At 47.0% G+C, this 22074-nt stretch carries 20 protein-coding genes; 10 read left to right on the top strand and 10 right to left on the bottom strand.

The window, feature by feature from the left end; all coding sequences use genetic code 11:
• Window positions 1-46: 46 nt before the first annotated feature.
• Both ahpF and ahpC read right to left on the bottom strand, forming a co-directional pair.
• A complete protein-coding gene (gene ahpF / locus MHH91_RS20070) occupies window positions 47-1576 on the bottom strand; it encodes an alkyl hydroperoxide reductase subunit F (protein WP_013354179.1) in 1530 nt (509 codons plus the stop codon).
• A gap of 13 nt (window positions 1577-1589) precedes the next feature.
• Window positions 1590-2153, bottom strand: coding sequence for an alkyl hydroperoxide reductase subunit C (gene ahpC / locus MHH91_RS20065; protein WP_013354178.1), 564 nt, complete (start codon window positions 2151-2153; stop codon window positions 1590-1592).
• 299 nt (window positions 2154-2452) lie between these two features.
• On the opposite strand from ahpC, the gene MHH91_RS20060 reads away from it, so the two are divergent.
• On the top strand, window positions 2453-3139 hold the full coding sequence (locus MHH91_RS20060) for a VOC family protein (protein WP_340978561.1): 687 nt from the start codon (window positions 2453-2455) through the stop codon (window positions 3137-3139).
• A gap of 35 nt (window positions 3140-3174) precedes the next feature.
• On the opposite strand, the gene MHH91_RS20055 is transcribed toward MHH91_RS20060, so the two are convergent.
• From MHH91_RS20055 to MHH91_RS20045, 3 genes are all read right to left on the bottom strand, one after another.
• Window positions 3175-3630, bottom strand: coding sequence for an RDD family protein (locus MHH91_RS20055; protein WP_014472391.1), 456 nt, complete (start codon window positions 3628-3630; stop codon window positions 3175-3177).
• Between the two features lie 69 nt (window positions 3631-3699).
• Window positions 3700-4866 carry an MFS transporter gene (locus tag MHH91_RS20050; RefSeq protein ID WP_014472390.1) on the bottom strand — a complete coding sequence of 389 codons (1167 nt, stop codon included), beginning with the start codon at window positions 4864-4866 and terminating at the stop codon, window positions 3700-3702.
• 78 nt (window positions 4867-4944) lie between these two features.
• The gene (locus MHH91_RS20045; protein WP_013354174.1) at window positions 4945-5256 is read right to left on the bottom strand and encodes an ArsR/SmtB family transcription factor; all 312 of its coding nucleotides are present in this window, start codon (window positions 5254-5256) and stop codon (window positions 4945-4947) included.
• A 141-nt stretch (window positions 5257-5397) separates the two neighbouring features.
• On the opposite strand from MHH91_RS20045, the gene MHH91_RS20040 reads away from it, so the two are divergent.
• On the top strand, window positions 5398-5817 hold the full coding sequence (locus tag MHH91_RS20040) for a DUF5391 family protein (RefSeq protein ID WP_013354173.1): 420 nt from the start codon (window positions 5398-5400) through the stop codon (window positions 5815-5817).
• Window positions 5818-5945: 128 nt separating this feature from the next.
• Window positions 5946-7166, top strand: coding sequence for an outer membrane protein assembly factor BamB family protein (locus tag MHH91_RS20035; protein WP_118977622.1), 1221 nt, complete (start codon window positions 5946-5948; stop codon window positions 7164-7166).
• A gap of 37 nt (window positions 7167-7203) precedes the next feature.
• Here MHH91_RS20035 and MHH91_RS20030 read toward each other — a convergent pair whose 3' ends face one another.
• Complete coding sequence (locus MHH91_RS20030; protein WP_013354171.1) at window positions 7204-8541, bottom strand: aldehyde dehydrogenase family protein; 1338 nt, start codon at window positions 8539-8541, stop codon at window positions 7204-7206.
• A 141-nt stretch (window positions 8542-8682) separates the two neighbouring features.
• Between MHH91_RS20030 and MHH91_RS20025 the strand changes: the two genes are divergently transcribed.
• The 4 genes from MHH91_RS20025 (at window position 8683) to MHH91_RS20010 (ending at window position 12996) form a co-directional block, all read left to right on the top strand.
• Window positions 8683-9840 carry a TetR/AcrR family transcriptional regulator gene (locus MHH91_RS20025; protein ID WP_013354170.1) on the top strand — a complete coding sequence of 386 codons (1158 nt, stop codon included), beginning with the start codon at window positions 8683-8685 and terminating at the stop codon, window positions 9838-9840.
• Between the two features lie 255 nt (window positions 9841-10095).
• The gene (gene desE, locus MHH91_RS20020; protein ID WP_013354169.1) at window positions 10096-11145 is read left to right on the top strand and encodes a fatty acid desaturase DesE; all 1050 of its coding nucleotides are present in this window, start codon (window positions 10096-10098) and stop codon (window positions 11143-11145) included.
• A gap of 118 nt (window positions 11146-11263) precedes the next feature.
• Window positions 11264-12400 (top strand): sensor histidine kinase, encoded by a 1137-nt coding sequence (locus MHH91_RS20015; protein WP_013354168.1) that lies wholly within the window; start codon window positions 11264-11266, stop codon window positions 12398-12400.
• Window positions 12397-12996 carry a response regulator transcription factor gene (locus MHH91_RS20010; RefSeq protein WP_013354167.1) on the top strand — a complete coding sequence of 200 codons (600 nt, stop codon included), beginning with the start codon at window positions 12397-12399 and terminating at the stop codon, window positions 12994-12996. The genes MHH91_RS20015 and MHH91_RS20010 overlap by 4 nt, the downstream gene beginning before the upstream one ends.
• Window positions 12997-13023: 27 nt before the next feature.
• Here the strand turns inward: MHH91_RS20010 and MHH91_RS20005 are convergent, their stop codons facing one another.
• Entirely contained in the window at window positions 13024-13845 is an 822-nt protein-coding gene (locus MHH91_RS20005; RefSeq protein WP_013354166.1) for an SDR family oxidoreductase, read from the bottom strand.
• Between the two features lie 226 nt (window positions 13846-14071).
• On the opposite strand from MHH91_RS20005, the gene htpG reads away from it, so the two are divergent.
• Window positions 14072-15952 (top strand): molecular chaperone HtpG, encoded by a 1881-nt coding sequence (htpG, locus tag MHH91_RS20000; RefSeq protein ID WP_014471258.1) that lies wholly within the window; start codon window positions 14072-14074, stop codon window positions 15950-15952.
• Window positions 15953-15994: 42 nt separating this feature from the next.
• Here the strand turns inward: htpG and MHH91_RS19995 are convergent, their stop codons facing one another.
• The 3 genes from MHH91_RS19995 to MHH91_RS19985 form a co-directional block, all read right to left on the bottom strand.
• Entirely contained in the window at window positions 15995-17383 is a 1389-nt protein-coding gene (locus MHH91_RS19995) for a sugar porter family MFS transporter (protein ID WP_013354164.1), read from the bottom strand.
• A gap of 116 nt (window positions 17384-17499) precedes the next feature.
• Entirely contained in the window at window positions 17500-18432 is a 933-nt protein-coding gene (locus MHH91_RS19990; protein WP_014471256.1) for an aldo/keto reductase, read from the bottom strand.
• A 76-nt stretch (window positions 18433-18508) separates the two neighbouring features.
• A complete protein-coding gene (locus tag MHH91_RS19985; protein ID WP_004393223.1) occupies window positions 18509-19264 on the bottom strand; it encodes a DeoR/GlpR family DNA-binding transcription regulator in 756 nt (251 codons plus the stop codon).
• Between the two features lie 444 nt (window positions 19265-19708).
• On the opposite strand from MHH91_RS19985, the gene iolA reads away from it, so the two are divergent.
• A complete protein-coding gene (gene iolA / locus MHH91_RS19980; protein ID WP_014471255.1) occupies window positions 19709-21172 on the top strand; it encodes a methylmalonate-semialdehyde dehydrogenase in 1464 nt (487 codons plus the stop codon).
• 73 nt (window positions 21173-21245) lie between these two features.
• Complete coding sequence (gene iolB / locus MHH91_RS19975; RefSeq protein ID WP_013354161.1) at window positions 21246-22061, top strand: 5-deoxy-glucuronate isomerase; 816 nt, start codon at window positions 21246-21248, stop codon at window positions 22059-22061.
• Window positions 22062-22074: the final 13 nt, after the last annotated feature.

Here is a 22074-nt window from a genome sequence, read left to right as displayed (position 1 = left end):
AAAAAAGCGCCATACTGCCGTTTAAGCAGTATAGCGTCTTTGGGAACTAGTTCCGGATCAAATAATCAAATGCGCCTAAAGCGGCGGTTGCACCTGATCCCATTGAGATAATGATTTGGTTGTACGGGCCGTCTGTGCAGTCCCCTGCGGCGAATAGGCCGGGAACGCTTGTCGCGCCGCTCTTGTCGACGATGATTTCGCCGATGCGGTTGCGTTCGACAGTTTCGTCTAGCCATTCTGTGTTTGGCACGAGACCGATTTGGACGAATACACCTTGGAGTTCAACGTGTTTTTCTTCGCCTGTTTCACGGTCAATATACGTGATGCCGTTTACGTTTTGGTCGCCTGTGATTTCTTTTGTTTGTGCATTTTTGTGTACAGTCACGTTTGGCAGGCTGTAGAGACGTTTTTGCAGAACTTCGTCTGCTTTCAGTTCAGGCGCGAACTCCAGCACAGTCACGTGATTGACGATACCTGCAAGGTCAATCGCCGCTTCGATTCCGGAGTTTCCGCCGCCGATAACCGCTACGTCTTTGCCTTCAAACAATGGTCCGTCACAGTGCGGGCAGTAAGCGACACCTTTGTTTTTGAACTCTTGCTCACCAGGTACGTTGACATTGCGCCAGCGGGCACCTGTTGACAGGATCACTGTTTTACTTTTCAGGACAGCGCCGTTTTCGAGTTCAAGTTCGAAGAGGTCTTTTTTCTCAAGGCGTTTCGCGCGCTGCAGATTCATGACGTCAATATCATAATCTTTCACGTGCTCTTCAAGGCTTGCAGCGAGCTTCGGTCCTTCAGTCGCTTTGACACTGATGAAGTTTTCGATGCTCATGGTGTCGAGTACCTGACCGCCGAAGCGTTCAGCGACGACACCTGTGCGGATGCCTTTACGCGCCGTGTAGATGGCCGCGCTTGCGCCGGCCGGTCCGCCGCCGACAACAAGAACGTCAAACGGCTCTTTGTCAGCAAACTCAGATGCATCTGCGCCGCTGCCCAATTTCGCGAGAATCTCTTCGAGGGTCATACGGCCGCTGCCGAAAGATTCACCGTTTAAGAAAACAGTCGGAACAGCCATGATGTTTTTGCTTTCAACTTCTTCTTTGAATGCCGCGCCGTCAATCATTGTATGTGTGATATTCGGGTTAAGCACGCTCATCATGTTTAGTGCTTGGACGACATCAGGGCAGTTGTGGCACGTCAGGCTGATATAAGACTCAAAGCGGTATTCTCCGCTGATGTTCTTAATCTGGTCAATGACCTTTTGATCAACCTTAGGCGCTCTGCCGCTGACTTGAAGCAATGCGAGCACTAATGAAGTAAATTCGTGGCCGAGAGGAACACCGGCGAATGTAACGCCTGTGTCTTCTCCTGCACGATTAACGCTGAAGCTTGGTGTTCTGTATAATTCAGCTTGTTCAACTGAAATTTTAGATGACATGGAAGCCAGCTCGTCAACGAGAGCCAGCATGTCCTTAGACGTGTCATCGTCACCGGCGCTTACTTTGAGAACGATGTCGTTCTCAATTAGCTGCATATATTGATTTAATTGTGCTTTGATATTTGCATCAAGTACCAATTGAATGCACTCCTTAGATTTTACCTACCAGATCAAGGCTAGGTGTAAGTGTTTCGCCGCCTTCTTCCCATTTAGCCGGGCAGACTTCACCTGGGTTTTGACGAACGTATTGAGCTGCTTTTACTTTATTTACAAGGTTGCTTGCGTCACGGCCGATACCGCCTGCATTGATTTCAACTGTTTGGATGACGCCATCCGGATCGATGATGAATGTTCCGCGGTCAGCAAGTCCGCTTTCTTCGTCAAGAACGTCGAAGTTGCGAGAGATCGTTTGAGATGGGTCACCGATCATTGCGTAAGTGATTTTGCCGATTTTTTCAGAGCTGTCATGCCAGCCTTTGTGTACGAAGTGAGTATCTGTAGAAACAGAGTATACTTCAACACCTAATTCTTTCAGTGCAGCGTATTGTCCTTGAAGATCTTCAAGTTCAGTCGGGCATACGAAAGAGAAATCTGCTGGGTAGAAGCAGAAAACGCTCCATTGACCTTTCAAATCTTCGTTTGTTACATCGATGAATTCACCGTTTTTGAAAGCTTTTGCTTCGAATGGCAGTACTTCTTTTCCGATTAAAGACATAATATCTTCCTCCTGAAATGTGATTTGAAATATATTAAAAAGACAAAGCATTCACTTTATCTTTCAATAATAATTCTAATTATATATAGATTATTAAATAACATTTATTTTTTGTCAAGCTATATGGGGTATTATTTTCTGCTTTTTTTGCTTTAGACGTTAAAAAACCCTAGGTATAAGCGGTTTAGCGCTGTTTTTCATGTTTAGCGCCGGGCGAAAGGGGGATTCTCAATTGGCTGAAACAAAATAGTGGGAATCAACCCCTCTATATGGCAGTATAAACCAAAGGGGGTATGGTCATGCAAATAAATAACATAACTTTGTACAGTTGTGCTCTGGAGGAGACGAAACACTTCTATGAACGGGTGTTTGGTTTTTCTTTAATTGAGGCGTCCGGTGATTCATTTACAATCAAAGCCGGAGAAAGTGAATTGGAATTCAGGCGCACCGATTCTCAATCTCATCCGAATTATCATTTCGCGTTTAACATTCCGAACAATCGTTTTGATGAGGCGAAAGCGTGGATAAAGGATAAAGTCGTTTTTCAAACGGAAGATGGGGAGGATGAGGTGTATTTCTCTCATATTAAGGCGCGTTCCTTTTATTTTAAAGATCCGTCCGGCAATCTGGCGGAATTCATCGCGAGAGAAACGTCGCCGGCAAGCGCGGAACGCTTTTCAATTGAGTCCGTTCTGAATATCGGCGAGGTGAATCTGACGGCTGCTGAAGTCGTATTCACCGGGAGAAAGCTGCAGCGTTTCGGTATTCCGGTGAGAGACCATTCGCCTCTTAGGGAAGACGGGTTTCATTTTATGGGGGATTATAATGATGGGGCGTTTTTGCTTTTAGGGCCGAACGGACGCCGCTGGATTTTTTCTGATCAGCATGCGGAGTTCCATCCGTTGTCTGTCATTGTGAACGGGACGATCCGCATTGAGGTTGACGGAAAAGGCGGCATTGACATCAGGCGGTCTCAGCCGTCATAAAAAGTCCGGGCTCAAAAGGCCCGGACTTAGGGATATTATTTATAGACAACGCGCGTGCTGCATATGATGTCGTGCAGCGTTTTTTTCTCACCGAAGGCGGCCATGATGAAACCGATATAAAGAATGAGCTTAGATATGATAGAAGCGAAAGCGCGTCCGAAGGCCTGGCCGATGGAAATCCGTCCGCCACCTTCATTGACGACCTTAAGGCCGAGCAATGCTTTTCCCAGTGTCCCCTGCATCTTTGAGGCTGTGAGCAGGCTGAAATATAAGATGCTGATCACAATAGAGATCAGAAGAATCGGGATGACACCGAATATCAGAAACAAAATGGTAAACTGATTTTCGGTCATCAAAGGGTCAGCTGCAGCAGCGCCTGCCGCAAATAAAAAAGTGACTATAAATTGAATGATAAAAATCGGAATTCCTATGATGATCTGATCAATGACATAAGCCAGAAACCGAATCCAAAATCCTGCCGGTCTTTCCATGTATCTTTTTCTCTCCCTTGTCGTAATCTGGCATATTATACGTAAACATGCCGGATTTTGCAACAGAGCTCAAGCTTCTGCGAGCGGCCTCTTTCCCCATGCCAAGCGCCCCATGATCAGCCCGAAAGCCAGAAGGGAGAACATGATGCCGCACCACATCAGCTGATGAATCCCCAGATGTGAAATAAACCAGCCGCCCGCCGCGGTTCCGATGGTGATGCCGAGGTTGGAAAAGGAGACAAACAGGCTGTTGCCGAATTCAGGTGCCTCCTTTGCTTCCGCAGTGAGCCATGTCTGGCTGACAATGAGCCCGCCGGAATGAACGGCGCCCCATACGAAGACGAGCACAGCCATCGGTGCAAAAGACGTCCCAAACCCGTATATGAGCAAGTAGGCGGCCGTATAAAGAAGCGGAAACACGATGACGGTCTTTTTCATATTTTTGTATAACAAAGCGCCGAAGACGAAATTCCCGGCTATCATAATCACCCCGAACGTCATCAGCATAAAGCTGACCCATGTGCCGTCCATATGGGACACCCGCCCGAGGTATTCCGCGAAATAGCTGTAGACAGAAAACATGGCCGCAAACAGACAGATGACGGCAGTGATATTGAGCCACAAAGCCGGTTTGCGAAGGATGCCGAGCTGGCTTCTGAAAGACATTTTTTCTGTGACCGGCATGGATGGCAAAAAGAGAAGAATGCCCATAAAAGCGATGATACTGACGATAGCGCCGAATAGGAAGGCCGATTCAAGGGAGAGACGCTCCGCCAGATAAGACGTGAAAGGCACGCCGAACGCAAACCCGGCGGTGATGCCTGAAAAAACTTTCGTTACGGCTTTTCCGGATTGGCCGGCGGGGACAAGACGGGCCGCAGCAGCAAGCGCTACAGAAAAGAACACCGGGTGGCATAAAGCGGGAATGATCCGAAACGCAAGCATGACACTGAAATGCGCCGTATACGCATAGACCGCATTTGAAACGGCAAACATCAGCACAGCCAAAAGCAGAATGAATTTCCGGTTTATGCCTGAAGCAAGCAAGGTCAAAAACGGCCCCGACACAGCGACGATGAACGCGAAGATACTGACGAGCCATCCCGCCTTTGAAGCGGTGATGTGAAATCTGTCGGCCACTTGCGGAAGAACACCGATAATGCCCATTTCGGTCGTGATAATGCCGAAAACCCCTAATGCCAAAAATAGAATGAAGATGGAACTGCTTTTTTTCATTGTTATGTATGCCTCCTTTTGTAACTACATATACAGAAAAATAGATATGTTAAGGTAAAAAAAGCCCTCCTTTCATCGTTATAGCTGGTGCTGAACATAGTCAGCAAAGGCTTTAATTTGTTTTTCATTCCTTCTGTAATAAGTCCATTTTCCGATTCGTTCAGATTCCAGCAGGCCGGCTTTTTGCATGGTCAGCAGGTAGCTGGAGATGACGGACTGCGCAAGCTCTGATTTCGCCTGAATATCACCGACGCAAATTCCGGTGCGGAAACTGAGGCCCTGCTCAAGATAAGGCTTTTCATCAAAATGGTCCTCCGGGTGTTTGAGCCATGTCATAATGTCACTTCGTGTTTTGTTAGATAACGCTTTATGAATCAATATCGGTTCCATAACGTTTATTATATCTATTTTTCTGGATTTGTAAATTCGTTTTTAATAAAACATTCTCAAATTAAGTAAAAATCGTGTTAACATATAACATATTATTAAAATAACGGTAAAAAGCCGGGTTATTGTCAGGAGGATATTCACATGAATCAAAAGAAGAAAGGTGCGGTTGCGGTGACACTGCTTTCCGCTCTGGTGTTTTGTTTATTGCCGGTCGTCGGCTCGCTTTCTCCGTTTGCAGAAACGGGGCCGAACGCGAATCGCTTTAACTCCTTAGGGATGTGGGCCGCCGTCGGTCAGATCCTTTTTATATATGCGGTCCCGCTCGTTATGTATATTCTCGGTGTTCGTGTCATGAAAATCATCATGGCCGTTTTTTGCGGAATCGGGCTCATCATTTGTGCGGCTGTCTTTTTGGTGACGCTATTGGTTATAACTTCTTCGGAACAGGAGCTGTCTCTTTATTACGGTCTTCTCGTTTGGTCAGGAGCGGCTTTTATCGTCAATGTGATGTGGTACATTATCGCGTTTCGCCCATCTCCAAAGCATCAGCAGGCTATGTGACAGTTGTTCTATAATTTACCGAAAATACAAATTTTTAATAGGGTGATTATGGTATGATCATGGCGTATAGCAGTTTTTGATAGAAACGGGAGGAACTGACATTGAAAAAAAGGACAGCTTCATTTCGAATGAAAACATTGGCGGCCGGCGCTGCGGTTGCTGCGGCTTTATCTGTGGGAGCGGTTTCTGATCTGCCGGCGGGAAAATGGCTGCATCCGGCCGCTGCTCAAGCTGCGGAAACGGTATTTAAACAAAATCACGCGGCATCCGGTTTCTTGACGGGACGGTATGACGCGCAGGCCATGTCTCCGACGATGTTCAACTGGTCAAGGGAAAGCCGGTTTACAAGCAATGCCGACGGCGCATTAAAATGGGAAAAAAATGTACCGGCCAATCCTCAAAACGGTGCGGGAGCCGCGGTTGACGGGGACGGTACCGTGTTTATTCAATCAAAAGACGGGAAGCTGACGGCGTATCATCCGGACGGTACTGTGAAATGGGTGACGGAAAACCTTGGGACAACCTATACGCTGACCCCGGTGCTCGGAACAAACGGTGTCATTTATCTTCCGTCCCATGATAAAAAACTGTATTTCATCGACAAAGAAACCGGAAACATTTTAACATCAGTTCCGCTGAGCGGAGCGCCGAGTTCCGATGCGGCTATCGGCTCTGACGGCACGCTGTATGTGTCGACGCTGGATAACTATATCTATGCGATTAAACCGACGTCTCCTTCGACATGGACGGAAAAGTGGAAATTTAAAACAAACGGTGTGGTCGGCTCCGCTCCCGTGTTAGCGTCAAACGGCACTTTGTATATGGCAACGTACAATAATATCTTTTACGCGATCAATTCAGGAATGGGCCAAGTGAAATGGTCAAAAACGACATCCAACGGGTTTAAAGGATATCCGGTTATTGATAAAGACGGCACCGTTTACGCCGGAAACCAAGACGGCAACCTATATGCCTATACGTCAACGGGTGCTGTAAAATGGACGTTCCCGTTAAACGGTTTCTCCAGCTCTTCATTAGCGATTGACCATAACGGCAATGTGTATATCGGTTCTGGAAGCGGCGAGCTGTTTTCGATCAGCAAAACCGGAAACATGAACTGGTCTTTCTATACGGACGGGCCTGTGAGAACGGCTCCGCTGATTGATGCAGACGGCAATGTGTACTTCGGCTCTGACGATAAAAACGTCTATGCGGTTGATGCTGACGGTAATGAAAAATGGCGCTATCAAACGGACAGCAACGTCATTTCCTCCCCGGTTCTGGCTGAAGACGGCACACTTTACGCCGGCACTTATACGAAACTGCTCGCATTCGGAACAAAAAAATAATAAAAAAGAATCCGCGTCATCTGCGCGGATTCTTTTTTTATTTAGAGGCTTGAATAAATACGCCTTTTTCATGAGAGAATTCTTTAAAGCCGTATACACCGTGATATGAACCGATCCCGCTCGTATTGATGCCGCCGAACGGAAGGTTGACGTCTGTGAAATGAACGACGACATCATTGATAGAAGCGTTGCCGGATGTCGTATGCTGAAGCACATAATCGATTAGCTCCTGATTATGGCTGAATACGTATAAGGCAAGCGGCTTGTCCCGGTCAGTGATGTAATCAACGGCTTCACTGATATCTTCGTAATTCATAATCGGCAGAATCGGTGCGAAAATTTCCTCCTGCATGATCTTCATATCAGGAGTGACGTTTGTCAGCACAGTCGGAGAAATCGTGCGGTCATGCGCATCAAATACGCCGCCGAACGCCGTTTTCGCCCCTTTTTCAATGGCATCATCATATAGGGCTTTGACACGGTTAAAGTTGCGGTCATTGACAATCTGCGTGAATTTAGTGCGGTCAACCGTATGATCATCCTCCATAAAACCTGCATTGACAATGGTTTGCAGGAGATCTGTAAAGGTATCCTGTACATCTTCCTTCATAAGGAGATAGTCAGGAGCGATACATGTCTGCCCCGCATTGACAAATTTGCCGACGGCGATTTTTTTCGCCGCGTCCATCAAATCATATTCGCTGTCAATAATCGTCGGACTTTTTCCGCCAAGCTCAAGCGTGACGGACGACAAGTGCTTCGCCGCTGCCGTCATGACGATTTTACCGACATTCGTGCTTCCGGTGAAGAAAATATGGTCAAACGGCTGGTCGAGCAGTTCTGTCGCTACATCGACCTCACCTTCAAAAATGGCGACTTCTTCTTCGTGAAATGCCTCGCGAATGACTGTTGCGGCGATATGGCTCGTCTCCATCGTAAAATCGGACAGCTTCACAATCGCGCTGTTGCCGGCCGCAATGGCAGCGGCAAGCGGAGCCATCGTCAGCATAAACGGATAATTCCATGGGCCGAGAATGAGGGTGACGCCTTTTGGCTCGTACATTAATACGCCGTCAGCGTCCGGACTGACGGATGAGCCGACGCGTTTCGGCGCCATCCAGGTGTCGAGATTGTTCATGTTATCTTTAATCGCCTTGATCGTTCCCTGCGTTTCCGCTCTTTTCACCTCGTGATAAGGCTTGCGCACGTCCCGTCTGATCGCCTCGATGATTTCTTCTTCATGAGCGGTGACGGCATCTAAAAAGCGCTGAAGCTTTTCTCTGCGCTGCTCGGCTGTTGAAGCACGCAGCGTTTTCTGATTTTTTTTCTGAAGCTCAAAGACGCGTTTGATGTCTGCTTTTATATGCTGATCCATCGGTCTTCCTCCTCTGGTTGCTTTTTTATTTCTTCAGGGCCTATTATAGTGTGATATGTTTTTGCGGCAAAGACAGCGTAAACACATCTATACGTTACCGTACAAATTGCGGTGATCTGTCTAATGGAAGGAGTGTCTCTTATGCCGGATTCTGTGACAACTGATATCAAACAAGCGCTTCTGGCTATGCTTGGAGAGCGGGATATCCGCCGTGTGACCATGAAGGACATCGCCGAGCGGGCGCACGTGAGCCGGGGGACATTGTACCTTTATTACGAGGATAAATATGCAATTTTGGAAGATATGGCGGAAGAAATGAAAGACGGCCTGAGCGAAGCGCTTTATCATTCGCTGAAGCATAAAGATGTGCTTCATTTAAATGGCGGATGGCAAAAAGTGCATCCGACCCTGTCTTTTGTTGACCGGCATCGGGTGTTTTTCCAAACGATGATGGATCGTCATAAAATGCCGTATTTTCACTTTCATGCTTTTTTTAAAGATGTGTTCCGGCATGATGTGCTTCTGTCACCGGTCAATGCGGATTTCTCACCGACTGAACAGGATATGTACATTCATTACCGCGCTTTATACACGTATGCTATTGTTCTGTACTGGCTGAATGAGGATCAGGCGGCATCCCCGGAAGCGATCAGCGGGCAGGTGTGGGATTTGATTTCTCAAAAACGGTTTTACTGGCTGTTCGGCCGCCGGGTGTCAGAGCAAGAAGAAAAAAAGCCCGCCGACCGCCGGGTGATCCGAACGAGACAGGCCTTGCAAGAAGCTATGATCGGCTTAATGGCGGAAAAAAAAGATTACGCGGCGATTACGATTTCCGATATTGCCCGTCAAAGCAATCTCCGCCGTGCCACTTTTTATGACCATTACGCCAACAAAGAAGGATTGCTGAAAACGATCATCCATCAATCATGCCGGGATTTGATCGGATTATTGACGGTAAAAGGAGAGCCTGCCGATTGCTCTATGGAAGAAGCGGAAGCGGCGCTCGTCCGTCTTTTTTCCGCACTGTCGGAAGGCATGCCGCTCGTCCATTTTCTGAGAGAGGGTTCCGGAGTGCCTGACGTCATCCCGGAGATCTTCAGAGCACTGCAATCGTTTTATCTTCATCAGCCTCTGCATATTCAGGCGGGCAAAAAGCTATACGCATACTATGTCGCATCCATGCTCGTCGGCCTGATTCAATACCGTCTTCATGAAGGAAAAGACCACGCGCCGGACGTGCTGGCCCGGGAATTTCTGCAGTTTTTGGATGTGAAGAAGTACCGTGTGATTTTGCTGTGAATAGGATGAAAAAAAGAACTCCCGAAACAGGCGGAGTTCTTTTTTACGGTTTTCTTGGATAAGAAATCGTCTTTTCTTTATCAGTCTAGTTTTAATCCCTTGCAAAAAAAGTAACCGCTCTATATGACGTCTGATCAGCATTCTGCCGCCAAACATGACAAATGTCATATTCGGGGCATGATGCCTGCTACTACAAGCTCGTCGAGCGCCTCGGTATACTTGGAATCATAATGAAAAAGAAGGGAAATGACATGTATGACCAATCACACCGCAACTCAAAAACAAGCATCTTTGAAAAAGCAGGTTGCTGCATTTTCCGGTGCCGATACAAAGCATAGTGTCATTCAGCTTTTCAATACGTTTGTGCCGTTCTTTGGCCTTTGGTTTCTTGCTTACTTCAGCCTCAATGTCTCCTATCTCCTGACCCTCGCCTTTACTGTTATTGCAGCGGGCTTTTTGACAAGAATATTTATCATTTTCCACGACTGCTGCCATCAATCCTTTTTCAAACAAAAGCGGCTGAACCGGCTGTTCGGGTTCATTTCAGGTGTGCTGACACTATTTCCGTACCTTCAATGGCAGCGCAGCCACTCCATTCATCATGCGACAAGCAGCAATTTAGATAAACGGGGCACCGGCGATATTTGGATGATGACTGTCAAAGAATATAACGAAGCGTCAGCCTGGACAAAAGTACGCTACAGACTTTATCGCAATCCGTTTATTATGTTTATTCTCGGGCCGATTTACGTATTTCTTATTCAAAACCGTTTCAATGTAAAAGGCGCCCGCCGCAAGGAGCGCTGGAACACGTATTTCACGAACGCGGCTATTGTCATATTGGCTGCCGCAGCGTGCCTGCTTGTCGGGTGGGAAAACTTTTTGCTTGTTCAAGGTCCGATTTTCCTTATTTCGGGGTCAATCGGCGTCTGGCTCTTTTATGTACAGCATACGTTTGAAGACTCTTATTTTGAAGCCGATGAGCATTGGAACTATGTGCAGGCCGCTGTAGAAGGAAGCTCCTTTTACAAGCTGCCGAAGCTTTTGCAATGGCTGACAGGCAATATCGGCTACCATCATGTCCACCATCTAAGCCCAAAGGTGCCGAATTACAAGCTGGAAGCGGCTCATGAGGGGCATGAACCTTTAAAAAATGTACCGACCATTACGCTTAAAACAAGTCTTGAATCCATGAAATTTCGTCTGTGGGATGAGGACGAAAAGCAGTTTGTCACGTTTCGGGAGGCGCGGAAAACACCGCCGCCCCGGCAGGCGCCGGAAAAACCTTTAAAGAAAAATGCCTGATATGGCACGCGGCTCTTTCTCTTATTAGAAAGGGCCGTCGCTTTATGAGTGAGGATGCAATGAAGGCGTTGTTTTGGTAAAGTGATGGTAGACATAAGCAGCAGAAGGTGGCACAAGGATGAAGAAGTATTTTAAATTTCAAAAACTGAGCGGGATTTCTCCTTATATATGGACGATTTTTTTCATTCTGCCTTTTTACTTTATTTTTAAAAGCTCTTCTACCTTTGTGATGGTTGCCGGCGTCATTTTCACCCTTGTTTTCTTCGGCGCATATCGCTTCGCATTTGTTGCAAAAGGCTGGCCGCTTTATTTATGGGCGTTTCTTCTGATCGGTATTTCGACCGGCTCAGTCATGCTGTTCAGTTATATTTATTTTGCCTTCTTTATTGCCTACTTCATCGGCCATATCCGAGAGAAAGTTCCTTTTTACATCTTATATTACATTCATATCATCAGTGCGGCGATTGCCGTCAACTTCAGCCTTGTTCTGAAAAAAGGGTGGTTTCTGACTCAAATTCCGTTTATCGTCATTACACTGATCAGTGCCATCTTGCTCCCGCTCAGCATTCGAAGCAGGAAGGAACGAGAACGCCTTGAAGAGAAATTAGAATATGCAAATGAACGGATCGCGGATCTTGTGAAGCTGGAAGAAAGGCAGCGCATCGCCCGAGACCTCCACGATACACTTGGACAAAAGCTCTCCTTAATCGGACTAAAAAGCGATCTTGCCCGAAAGCTGATATACAAGGATCCTGAACAGGCCCGCGCTGAGCTGAAAAGCGTTCAGCAGACGGCCCGCACCTCCTTAAATGAGGTCAGACAAATTGTCTCGTCGATGAAAGGCATCCGATTGAAGGATGAGCTCGGCAATGTTCGGCAAATACTTGAAGCAGCGGGAATTGACTTTGTGTACGAAGAAAAAGAAGCGCCAAAAAATATTTCCCTGCTGAACGAAAATATCGTCAGCATGTGTATTAAAGAAGCTGTCACCAATGTCGTGAAACACAGCGGCGCTAAATTTTGCCGCATCACCATTCAGCAGCTTTCGAAAGAGGTTGTCATTACGGTAGAAGACGACGGCAGCTTCCAATGCAGAGAAGACCGCTTTTTTTCAAAGGGGCACGGCCTGCTTGGAATGAGAGAACGGCTTGAATTCGCGAATGGCAGTTTAGCCATCGATACAGCTGCCGGAACAAAGCTGACCATGAGAATCCCGAATGATTCAAAATCAAAAGAAAAGGATGGTGGCAGATGATCAACATCTTCATTGCCGAGGATCAGCAAATGCTGCTCGGCGCACTCGGTTCGCTGTTGAATTTAGAAGAGGATATGACGGTTGTCGGCAAAGGCACAAGCGGCCAGGATGCCATCGATTTCGTGGAAAAACATGCTCCTGACATCTGTCTGATGGATATTGAAATGCCCGGGGTATCAGGTCTTGAGGCGGCGGAAAAGCTCAAGGACAGTGATGTGAAAATCATCATTTTAACGACCTTTGCCCGCTCCGGCTATTTTCAGCGGGCGCTAAAAGCAGGCGTTAGCGGTTACATGCTCAAGGACAGCCCAAGCGAGGAGCTCGTCAGCGCCATCCGCAGCGTCATGAAAGGAAGACGCGTCTACGCACCTGAATTAATGGAGGACATCTATGGTGAAGAAAACCCGCTGACCGAACGGGAAAAAGCGGTGCTTGAGCTCGTCGCAGACGGAAAAAACACAAAAGAAATCGCAAACGCCCTCAGCATCAAAAGCGGCACAGTCCGCAATTATGTTTCGATGATCCTGGATAAATTAGAAGTAAAAAATCGAATTGAAGCAATAACCCGATCAAAGGAAAAGGGCTGGTTTAAGTAACCAGCCCTCAGCTTGTTCTTCCACTCGTCACTCCGTCTCTTCCTTCCACTTCTTATCAATCAGCATTTTTCCCGGCCAAGTGTATGCCATGATGCCGCCGTCAGCGGTGATGTCTTCTCCCGTGACGTACGAGCTGTCGTCTGAAGCAAGGAAAAGTGCGACGGCCGCCATTTCTTCCGGTTTTCCGAGCCGGCCGAGCGGTGTGATCCATTTGTTGGCTTCACGGAAAGCCTCACCCATTTCGTCTTCTTTAGTGCCTGCCAGTTTATCAATGAGCGGTGTTTCAATCGTGCCCGGCGATAAGGAATTGACGCGGATGCCGCTTCTGGCGTAATCAATGGCCATCGCTTTTGTCAGGTTCGTGATACCGCCTTTTGCGGCGTTATAGCCTGAACGGTCAAGGTCTGCGGCCCGGCCGGACATGGAGGAGGTGTTGATGATGGAGCCTCCTTTTTCAAGCATGAGCGGAATCAGATATTTGCTGCAAAGAAATGTGCCGCGCAGATCGACGGCGATGATCCGGTCAAACAGCTCGACCGGGTACTCATGGACTTTGCCGCCCTCTTGGTCAACACCGGCATTGTTAAAAAGAATATCAATTGTTCCGTACTTCTGCTGAATACCGTCTGCAAAAGACTTTACGTTTTCTTCGTCTGATACATCAAGGTGAAAAGCCTCTGCTTCTCCGCCGTTTTTTGTGATGGCGCGGACGGTTTCATTCAGCTCGCTTTCATTGATGTCACCGCAGATCACGCGGGCGCCTTCATCGGCGAAAACCCGTGCCGTCGCCTGCCCGATGCCTGTTGCGGCTCCTGTGATGATTGCGGTTTTTCCGGATAATCTTCCCATGCTGCATTCTCCTTTTTTCTTTGACTTTTTCCCGTTATGTGAAGGAGTAAACATAGAACCGGGTGATTAAAAACAAACCAATTATTGTGTTTTATGTTAAATTATTAATATGGAGACTCAGCCGACAATCATATTGCAATAGATTGACAGAAGTCATTGAATATGATAAATAGATGCTGAAAAGATTTTACATAACATCAAAGCATAATTAAAGGAGAGATCTGAATTGCGGAAAAAAAAGTTTAAAGCAGAATCCAAGCGTTTGCTGGACATGATGATTAACTCCATTTACACGCAGAAGGAAATTTTTCTCAGAGAGTTAATTTCCAACGCGAGCGATGCGATTGACAAAATCTATTACAAGGCGTTAACCGATGATTCGTTAACATTTGATCAAGACAATTACTACATAAAAGTGACGGCGGATAAAGAAGCAAGAACCCTCACTGTCACAGATACCGGTATCGGAATGACAAAAGACGAGCTTGAACAGCATCTCGGAACGATTGCGAAAAGCGGTTCACTCGCTTTCAAGGAAGAAAACGACGCGAAAGACGGCCATGACATTATCGGTCAGTTCGGCGTCGGATTTTATGCGGCGTTTATGGTGGCTGATAAAGTCACGGTGAAAAGTAAGGCGCTCGGCAGTGACGAGGCGTATGTATGGGAGTCGGAAGGGGCTGCCGGCTACACGGTCGCGCCGTGTGACAAGGAAACCGTCGGAACCGAAATCACCCTGAAAATAAAAGAAAACACAGAAGATGAAAGCTATGATGAGTTTTTAGAAAACTACCGCATCAAAGCGATCGTGAAAAAGTACTCCGACTTTATCCGCTACCCGATCAAAATGGAAGAGACGGTCAACAAGCCGAAAGAGGGCAGCGAGAACGAGTTTGAAGAGGTTCAGGAAGAACAGACGGTCAACAGCATGGTGCCGATCTGGAGAAAAAACAAAAGCGAGCTGACGGATGAAGATTACGAGGCTTTTTACGCCGAGAAGCATTACGGCTTTGATAAACCGCTGACTCACGTGCATATCAGCGTAGACGGAGCGGTGCGCTACAATTCGATTTTGTTTATTCCGGAAAACATGCCGTTTGACTATTATACGAAGGAATTCGAAAAAGGATTGGAGCTGTATTCCAACGGCGTGCTGATCATGAACAAATGCGCCGACCTGCTTCCGGACCATTTCAGCTTTGTAAAAGGCATGGTCGATTCTGAGGATCTGTCGCTGAACATTTCCAGAGAAATGCTGCAGCATGACCGCCAGCTGAAGCTGATTGCGAAAAATATCAATAAAAAAATCAAAGCTGAGCTGAAGAGCCTGCTGAAGAACAAAAGGGAAAAATACGAATCTTTCTATGAATCTTTCGGCAGACAGCTGAAATTCGGCGTCTATAATGATTTCGGCGCGAATAAAGACGTATTAAAAGACCTGCTTCTCTTCTATTCATCTAAGGAGAAAAAACTCGTCACACTGGATGAATATGTGTCCAGAATGCCTGAGGATCAAAAATATATCTATTACGCGTCCGGCGATTCATATGAGCGGATTGAAAAGCTGCCGCAAACTGAAATGGTGGCGGACAAAGGCTACGAAATTTTATATTTCACGGAAGATATTGATGAATTCGCGATCAAAATGCTGACAAGCTACGAGGAAAAAGAGTTCAAATCCGTATCAAGCGCGGACTTAGGCATCGACGCTGATGAAGATGAAAAGCAGACCGAGGCCGAAGAAAACGAATATAAAGACCTGTTCGAAAGCATGAAAGAGATTCTTGCGGATAAAGTGAAGAACGTCAGAGCATCGAAGCGCTTAAAATCCCATCCGGTATGCTTTGCGACAGACGGCGAAGTGACGATCGAAATGGAGAAAGTGTTAAACGCCATGCCTGACAGCCAGCAGGTCAAAGCGGAAAAAGTGCTGGAAATCAACCCGAATCACGAAGTGTTTGAGACGTTAAAGAACGCGCACGGACAAGATCGGGAAAAGCTTGCATTATACACAAACCTTCTCTACAATCAGGCCCTTCTGATTGAAGGGCTGCCGATCCACGATCCGGTAGAGTTTACGAATGATATTTGCAAAGTCATGGTATGACGCCAAAAAGGAATCGCCCATCGGGGGCGATTCCTTTTTTGATTACAGCGTGCGCTGTTTAAGAATTTGATTTTGTTTGCTGCGCTTCTTTAAGGAGAAACGTTTTTTCAAGTGCGTTTCGATTTCTTCTAAACTTCTGCCCTTCGTTTCCGGAACGATGTAAGCGGCGAAGAAGAAGGATGTAAGGCAGATGACTGAGAAAATTCCGAATACCCAGCCGATGCCCATCGCGCTCAGCATAAGCGGGAATATCAGTGAAACGACCAGATTGGTTGCCGACAGAATCAATGTCGTAAATCCAGTTGCGGCTCCGCGTGCATTTGACGGGAACAGCTCCGGCATCAGGACCCATACGACGGGACCCCATGTCGCCTGGTAAAAGACGATATAGATTCCGAGAAACAGGACGGTCAGCCAAGCTGTTGAAGCTGACAGGCCGGCGAGAAGGAGAATGGCTGATAGTGACGCCAGGCTCAAGGTGATGCCGACACTTCCCCACATCAGCAGTTTTTTCCGGCCGATCCGGTCAATTAAGATCATGGCGGTGATACACATGATGACGTTTAAGACACCGATGCCCATCGTGCCGAGAACGGACGCCGAAGTGCCGAGTCCGGCCTTCGTAAAGATGGTCGGCGCATAGTAAATTACCGTGTTGATACCGACCGCCTGCTGGAAGATGGCAAGGCCGATTCCGATCAGCAGCATAGGACGGATCCATTTTGCTTTCAGCAAGCCGAGTGTCGATTCTTTTTTCTCGGCTTCTCCTTGTTTCATCTCCGCCAATTCAACGGCGATATCCTCTTTGTCGTGCGTCATTTCCATGACTTTTCTGGCTTCCTGTTCACGGCCGCGTTTGACGAGCCATCTCGGAGATTCCGGCATAAACGCGATTCCGATTAATAATAGCGCCGCCGGTACTGCGGCGAGACCTACCATCCAGCGCCAAGCTTCAAATGGGGTGAATATGTAATTCACAATATATGCGAGTAAAATTCCGGTCACAATCATTAAGTTATTCAATGTGCCGAGCGTTCCGCGTATTTTCGTCGGAGCCATCTCAGAAAGATAAACGGGAACAAGCGCCGTTGAACCGCCGACGGCTAACCCGAGAATGACACGGGAGATGATCAGCATAGTGACGGTTTGCGAAGCCGCGCAGGCAAGCGCACCGAAAATAAATATGAGTGAAAGGACGAAAACGACTTTTCTCCTGCCCCATCGGTCAGAGCATGTCCCGCTTAACGCGGACCCGAAAATCGCACCGAGCAGCAGCATGCTGACGACCAATCCCTCAGTCAGCGTGTTCAAAGGAATATCTTTGTTGATAAATAGCAAAGCCCCTGAAATCACGCCGGTGTCATAACCGTAAAGCAGCCCACCTAATGCTCCGAAAAAGTAAATCAGGTATTTTTTGGTGTTTTTCTTCACAGATGATCCTCCTCATCTTTTGGAACGCATAATAGTTTATTTAGATAACTATTTCATTCCCCTGTGAAAAAAAATATAAACATAAAAAAACACGCCCTTTAAAAGGCGTGTTTTTCTTATGAAAACAGCTTGTCGATAAACGCGATTTCTTCAGCAGAAAGCGTAATGGAGGCTGCTTTCATGTTGTCTTTTAGTTGATCCGCGCGTTTGGCGCCCGGAATCAGGATGTCGATTTCAGGTCTCGCCAAATACCAGGCAAGCACGATATGCGCCGTGTCAGCATTGTGCTTTTCGGCAATCGGTTTGAGCTGGTTGACTTTTTTGATGTTTTCTTTAAACTGCTCCCCTTGGAAATGAGTCTGATCATTACGCAGATCGCCTTCAGGGAAGGTTGTGTTCTCGTCGTATTTGCCGGCCAGCAGTCCGGAAACGAGCGGGAAGTACGGAATGAATGAAATATTGTGTTCTGTCGTATAAGGGAAGAACGTCTTTTCAGCCTCACGGTTCAGCAGGTTGTATTCCCCTTGAATCACATCGACTAAGCCGTCTTTATTGGCTTCTTTCAGCTGCTCCAGAGAGAAATTGGAGACGCCGATGGAACGGATTTTCCCTTCTTTTTTCAGCTCATTCAAGGCTTGCACGGCTTCGTCCTTCGGAGTGTCCTCATCCGGGAAATGGATGTAGAATAAATCAATGTAATCAGTCTGCAGGCGTTTCAGGCTGTCTTCGACTGATTGTTTCAAAAAGGCCAGTGAGTTGTCGAAAACGAAGTCATCGCCTTCTTTCCTGTGCGCGGCTTTTGTGGCGATGAAGACATCCTCACGGTTAAACTCTTTCAGCACCTCGCCGATTAATTCTTCAGAACGGCCCACACCGTAAATATAGGCGGTATCTAACATGGTAACGCCGCTTTTAATCGCTTCACGAACCAATTCTTTTCCCGTTTCTTCATTCAGATTCGGATAGAGATTGTGCCCGCCGACCGCATTTGTTCCCAAACCGATCGGAAATACCTTTAAGTCAGTTTTGCCGATTGTTACTTTGCTCATGTTTTCGCCTCCTGAAACAATAGAATATCTAGCGCCTGCCGGAAAATGACGGCAGCGTACTCTATTAACTATAACGCTATGCCAAGTGAATGTCGATTTGGTGCTCTTGGCAATACTTCGTATATTCCTCATCAAGCTGCTGAGAAGTGACGATGCTGTGAAGACGGTCGAAAGGCGCGTATGTCAGAAGCGTGGATTTGCCGAATTTAGAATGATCCGCGAGCAGATACACTTCGTTCGCCTTTTCAGAAATTTTCTTTTTCACCTCGTATTCCAGTAAGTCGGAATTCGTCAGGCCATGTGTGATCGTTGTCCCGGTAGCGGACATGAACGCTTTGTTAATGTTGTATTTATTGAGTGTGCTCGGATCATCAATGCCGACAAACGACCTTGTCTTCCGCTTGTAGTTATTGCCGATGATGATCAGGTCGATATTTTTCATGGATGAAGCGGCGTTAATAATATCAAGACTGTTCGTCAAAACCGTCACATTCTTATCGGGGTCAAGGGTCTCCAGCATCGATTTGGTCGTCGTGCCGGAATCAATAAACACAAGATCGTGATCCTCGATAAACCGTGACGCATAGCGGGCGATTTTGATTTTTTCATCCTGATGTTGAATAGTGCGGTTTTCAAAAGGGACGAGCACAGATTTTTCGGCTGATGTCACACCGCCGTATACCTTTTTAATAACCCCTTTTTCCGCAAGCTTATTAATATCCCGTCTGACCGTGTTTTTAGAGACGTTGAATACCTCGCACAGCTCATCCAGCGAAGTGGCTCCGTGTTTGAGAATGTATTCTTCCATCTCCTGAATCCGCATCAGTTTCATAAAAAAACTCCTTCTAGAATTCTTAAAGTAATTAAAATATATAATAAACACCAAGAGTTAATCAATAGTTACTTAACAAATGATAAAAAAGATGGATCATCCCGTACGATTCGACATCGTTCTCCAAGTTCCTGTTTCCCGGCTCAAAAAAAGTATAATAAAAATAATGAAAAAATTTTGATTTTTTAGATTGACTTGAAGGTGTGTTGGGCTTACAATGTAACCAAGAAATGACCAAAATATAACCTGTAAAATCAAAAGTTAAAGGTGTAACCGCTTGCTTTTTCCGGTACATGACCAACTTTTACACGGGAAGATTGGGAATCACCATCATTTTAGCATTTGTAAGCGTTTAATTCATGTCTTTTGTATGTAAAAGATGAATATATTCATCCGTTATCACCCGGCTGAACAGGATGTTTACTATTTAAGGAGGCAATGAGAATGGCAGAGATCAGAAAACTGAAAAACTACATCAATGGTGAATGGGTTGAAAGTAAGACAGATCAATATGAAGACGTTGTCAATCCGGCTACAAAAGAAGTGATGTGCCAAGTTCCGATTTCTACGCGGGAGGATGTGGAATACGCCGTCCGGTCAGCGTCGGAAGCGTTTAAAACATGGTCAAAGACGGCAGTGCCGCGCCGTGCGAGAATTCTATTTAACTATCAGCAGCTTCTCCAGCAGAACAAAGAAGAGCTTGCCCGTCTGATCACTTTGGAAAACGGTAAAAACACGACAGAAGCACTCGGCGAAGTGGGACGCGGAATTGAAAACGTTGAATTCGCAGCGGGCGCGCCGTCACTCATGATGGGCGATTCACTCGCCTCTATCGCAACGGATGTAGAAGCGGCGAACTACCGTTATCCGATCGGGGTCGTCGGCGGTATCGCACCGTTCAACTTCCCGATGATGGTTCCGTGCTGGATGTTCCCGATGGCGATTTCTTTAGGAAATACGTTCATTCTGAAGCCGTCTGAGCGCACGCCGCTGTTAACGGAAAAACTGGCAGAGCTGTTTGAACAGGCCGGGCTGCCAAAAGGCGTCTTCAATGTCGTGCACGGCGCGCATGATGTGGTAAACGGCATTCTTGAGCATCCTGATATTAAAGCCATCTCATTCGTCGGTTCAAAACCTGTCGGCGAGTATGTCTTCAAAAAAGGGAGCGAACATCTGAAGCGCGTTCAGGCGTTAACGGGTGCGAAAAACCATACGATCGTGCTGAATGACGCCCATCTTGAAGATACGGTCACAAATATTATCGGTGCGGCATTCGGTTCTGCTGGCGAGCGATGCATGGCATGTGCGGTTGTGACGGTTGAAGAGGGAATCGCCGATGAGTTTATGGCGAAATTGCAGGAAAAGGCCGCAGACATCAAGCTCGGAAACGGACTGGATGACGGCGTGTTCTTAGGCCCGGTCATCCGCGAGGACAACAAAAAGCGCACGCACAGCTATATTGAAAAAGGCATCGAGGAAGGAGCGAGACTCCTTTGTGACGGCCGTGAAAACGTAACGGAAGACGGCTATTTCGTCGGACCGACGATTTTTGATAACGTGACGACGGATATGACGATCTGGAAAGATGAAATTTTTGCGCCCGTTCTGTCGGTCATCCGCGTGAAAAACCTAAAAGAAGCGGTTGACATCGCCAACCAGTCTGAATTTGCGAACGGCGCGTGCCTGTTCACTTCAAATGCGAACGCAATCCGCTACTTCCGTGAGAATATAGATGCGGGAATGCTCGGCATCAATTTAGGCGTGCCGGCGCCGATGGCATTCTTCCCATTCTCGGGCTGGAAGTCTTCTTTCTTCGGCACATTGCACGCAAACGGAAAAGACAGCGTCGACTTCTATACACGCAAAAAAGTCGTGACGGCACGATACCCGTCTCCTGATTTCAATTGATCTGACAGCCGGCCCGGACGGCTTTGATATCACGTCCGGGTTTCCTTTTACCATCAATTAAGGAGGAATAAACATGAGTCATTTGCTGCGAAAACCGAAGGCCGATGAGATTTCTCAAGGCGTGAACATCATACATGAAGTCACTTCATCTAATTCAGACCTCAAATACGTCGGATTTAAAGTCGTCGACCTCGCTCCCGGCTCAACATATACAGAAGATTTGAAAAAGACGGAGTGCTGCATTGTTGCGGTAACGGGAAACATCACCGTCACTGATCATGAACAGACATTTGAAAGCATCGGCACCCGTGAAAGCGTATTTGAAAGAAAACCGACGGACAGCGTTTATGTGTCTAATGACCGCTCTTTTGAGATCACAGCTGTCAGCGGGGCGAGGGTTGCGCTGTGCTACTCTCCGTCCGAACACCAGCTTCCGACAAAGCTGATAAAAGCGGAAGACAACGGTGTGGAACATCGCGGCAAGCTGGCAAACAAACGAACCGTTCATAACATTCTCCCCGATTCAGATCCATCGGCAAACAGCCTTCTCGTTGTTGAAGTTTACACGGACAGCGGCAACTGGTCGAGCTACCCGCCGCACAAACATGACCAAGACAATCTGCCGGCTGAATCCTTCTTAGAAGAAACTTATTACCATGAAATGGACCCGCCGCAGGGTTTTGTCTTCCAGCGTGTATACACGGACGACCGTTCGATTGACGAGACGATGACCGCAGAAAATGAAAACGTTGTCATCGTGCCGGCGGGCTATCACCCGGTTGGTGTTCCGGATGGGTATACCTCTTACTACCTGAATGTAATGGCGGGACCGACACGCAAATGGAAGTTTCATAATGATCCGGCCCATGAGTGGATTCTGGAACGCTAACAAGTGAGGAGTG

It is taken from the genome of Bacillus sp. FSL K6-2819 (assembly GCF_038008305.1).
GTDB classification, from domain to species: Bacteria; Bacillota; Bacilli; order Bacillales; family Bacillaceae; genus Bacillus; species Bacillus amyloliquefaciens.
The sequence above is the reverse complement of the archived record's forward strand: the minus strand, read 5'-3'. Positions and strand labels throughout refer to the sequence as shown.

Coding starts and splice junctions, on each gene's coding strand:
- ahpC (WP_013354178.1), bottom strand. CDS start 2,153: ATGTCTTTAATCGGAAAAGAAGTACTGCCATTCGAAGCAAAAGCTTTC.
- MHH91_RS20060 (WP_340978561.1), top strand. CDS start 2,453: ATGCAAATAAATAACATAACTTTGTACAGTTGTGCTCTGGAGGAGACG.
- MHH91_RS20055 (WP_014472391.1), bottom strand. CDS start 3,630: ATGGAAAGACCGGCAGGATTTTGGATTCGGTTTCTGGCTTATGTCATT.
- MHH91_RS20050 (WP_014472390.1), bottom strand. CDS start 4,866: ATGAAAAAAAGCAGTTCCATCTTCATTCTATTTTTGGCATTAGGGGTT.
- MHH91_RS20045 (WP_013354174.1), bottom strand. CDS start 5,256: ATGGAACCGATATTGATTCATAAAGCGTTATCTAACAAAACACGAAGT.
- MHH91_RS20040 (WP_013354173.1), top strand. CDS start 5,398: ATGAATCAAAAGAAGAAAGGTGCGGTTGCGGTGACACTGCTTTCCGCT.
- MHH91_RS20035 (WP_118977622.1), top strand. CDS start 5,946: ATGAAAACATTGGCGGCCGGCGCTGCGGTTGCTGCGGCTTTATCTGTG.
- MHH91_RS20030 (WP_013354171.1), bottom strand. CDS start 8,541: ATGGATCAGCATATAAAAGCAGACATCAAACGCGTCTTTGAGCTTCAG.
- MHH91_RS20025 (WP_013354170.1), top strand. CDS start 8,683: ATGCCGGATTCTGTGACAACTGATATCAAACAAGCGCTTCTGGCTATG.
- desE (WP_013354169.1), top strand. CDS start 10,096: ATGACCAATCACACCGCAACTCAAAAACAAGCATCTTTGAAAAAGCAG.
- MHH91_RS20015 (WP_013354168.1), top strand. CDS start 11,264: ATGAAGAAGTATTTTAAATTTCAAAAACTGAGCGGGATTTCTCCTTAT.
- MHH91_RS20010 (WP_013354167.1), top strand. CDS start 12,397: ATGATCAACATCTTCATTGCCGAGGATCAGCAAATGCTGCTCGGCGCA.
- MHH91_RS20005 (WP_013354166.1), bottom strand. CDS start 13,845: ATGGGAAGATTATCCGGAAAAACCGCAATCATCACAGGAGCCGCAACA.
- MHH91_RS19990 (WP_014471256.1), bottom strand. CDS start 18,432: ATGAGCAAAGTAACAATCGGCAAAACTGACTTAAAGGTATTTCCGATC.
- MHH91_RS19985 (WP_004393223.1), bottom strand. CDS start 19,264: ATGAAACTGATGCGGATTCAGGAGATGGAAGAATACATTCTCAAACAC.
- iolA (WP_014471255.1), top strand. CDS start 19,709: ATGGCAGAGATCAGAAAACTGAAAAACTACATCAATGGTGAATGGGTT.
- iolB (WP_013354161.1), top strand. CDS start 21,246: ATGAGTCATTTGCTGCGAAAACCGAAGGCCGATGAGATTTCTCAAGGC.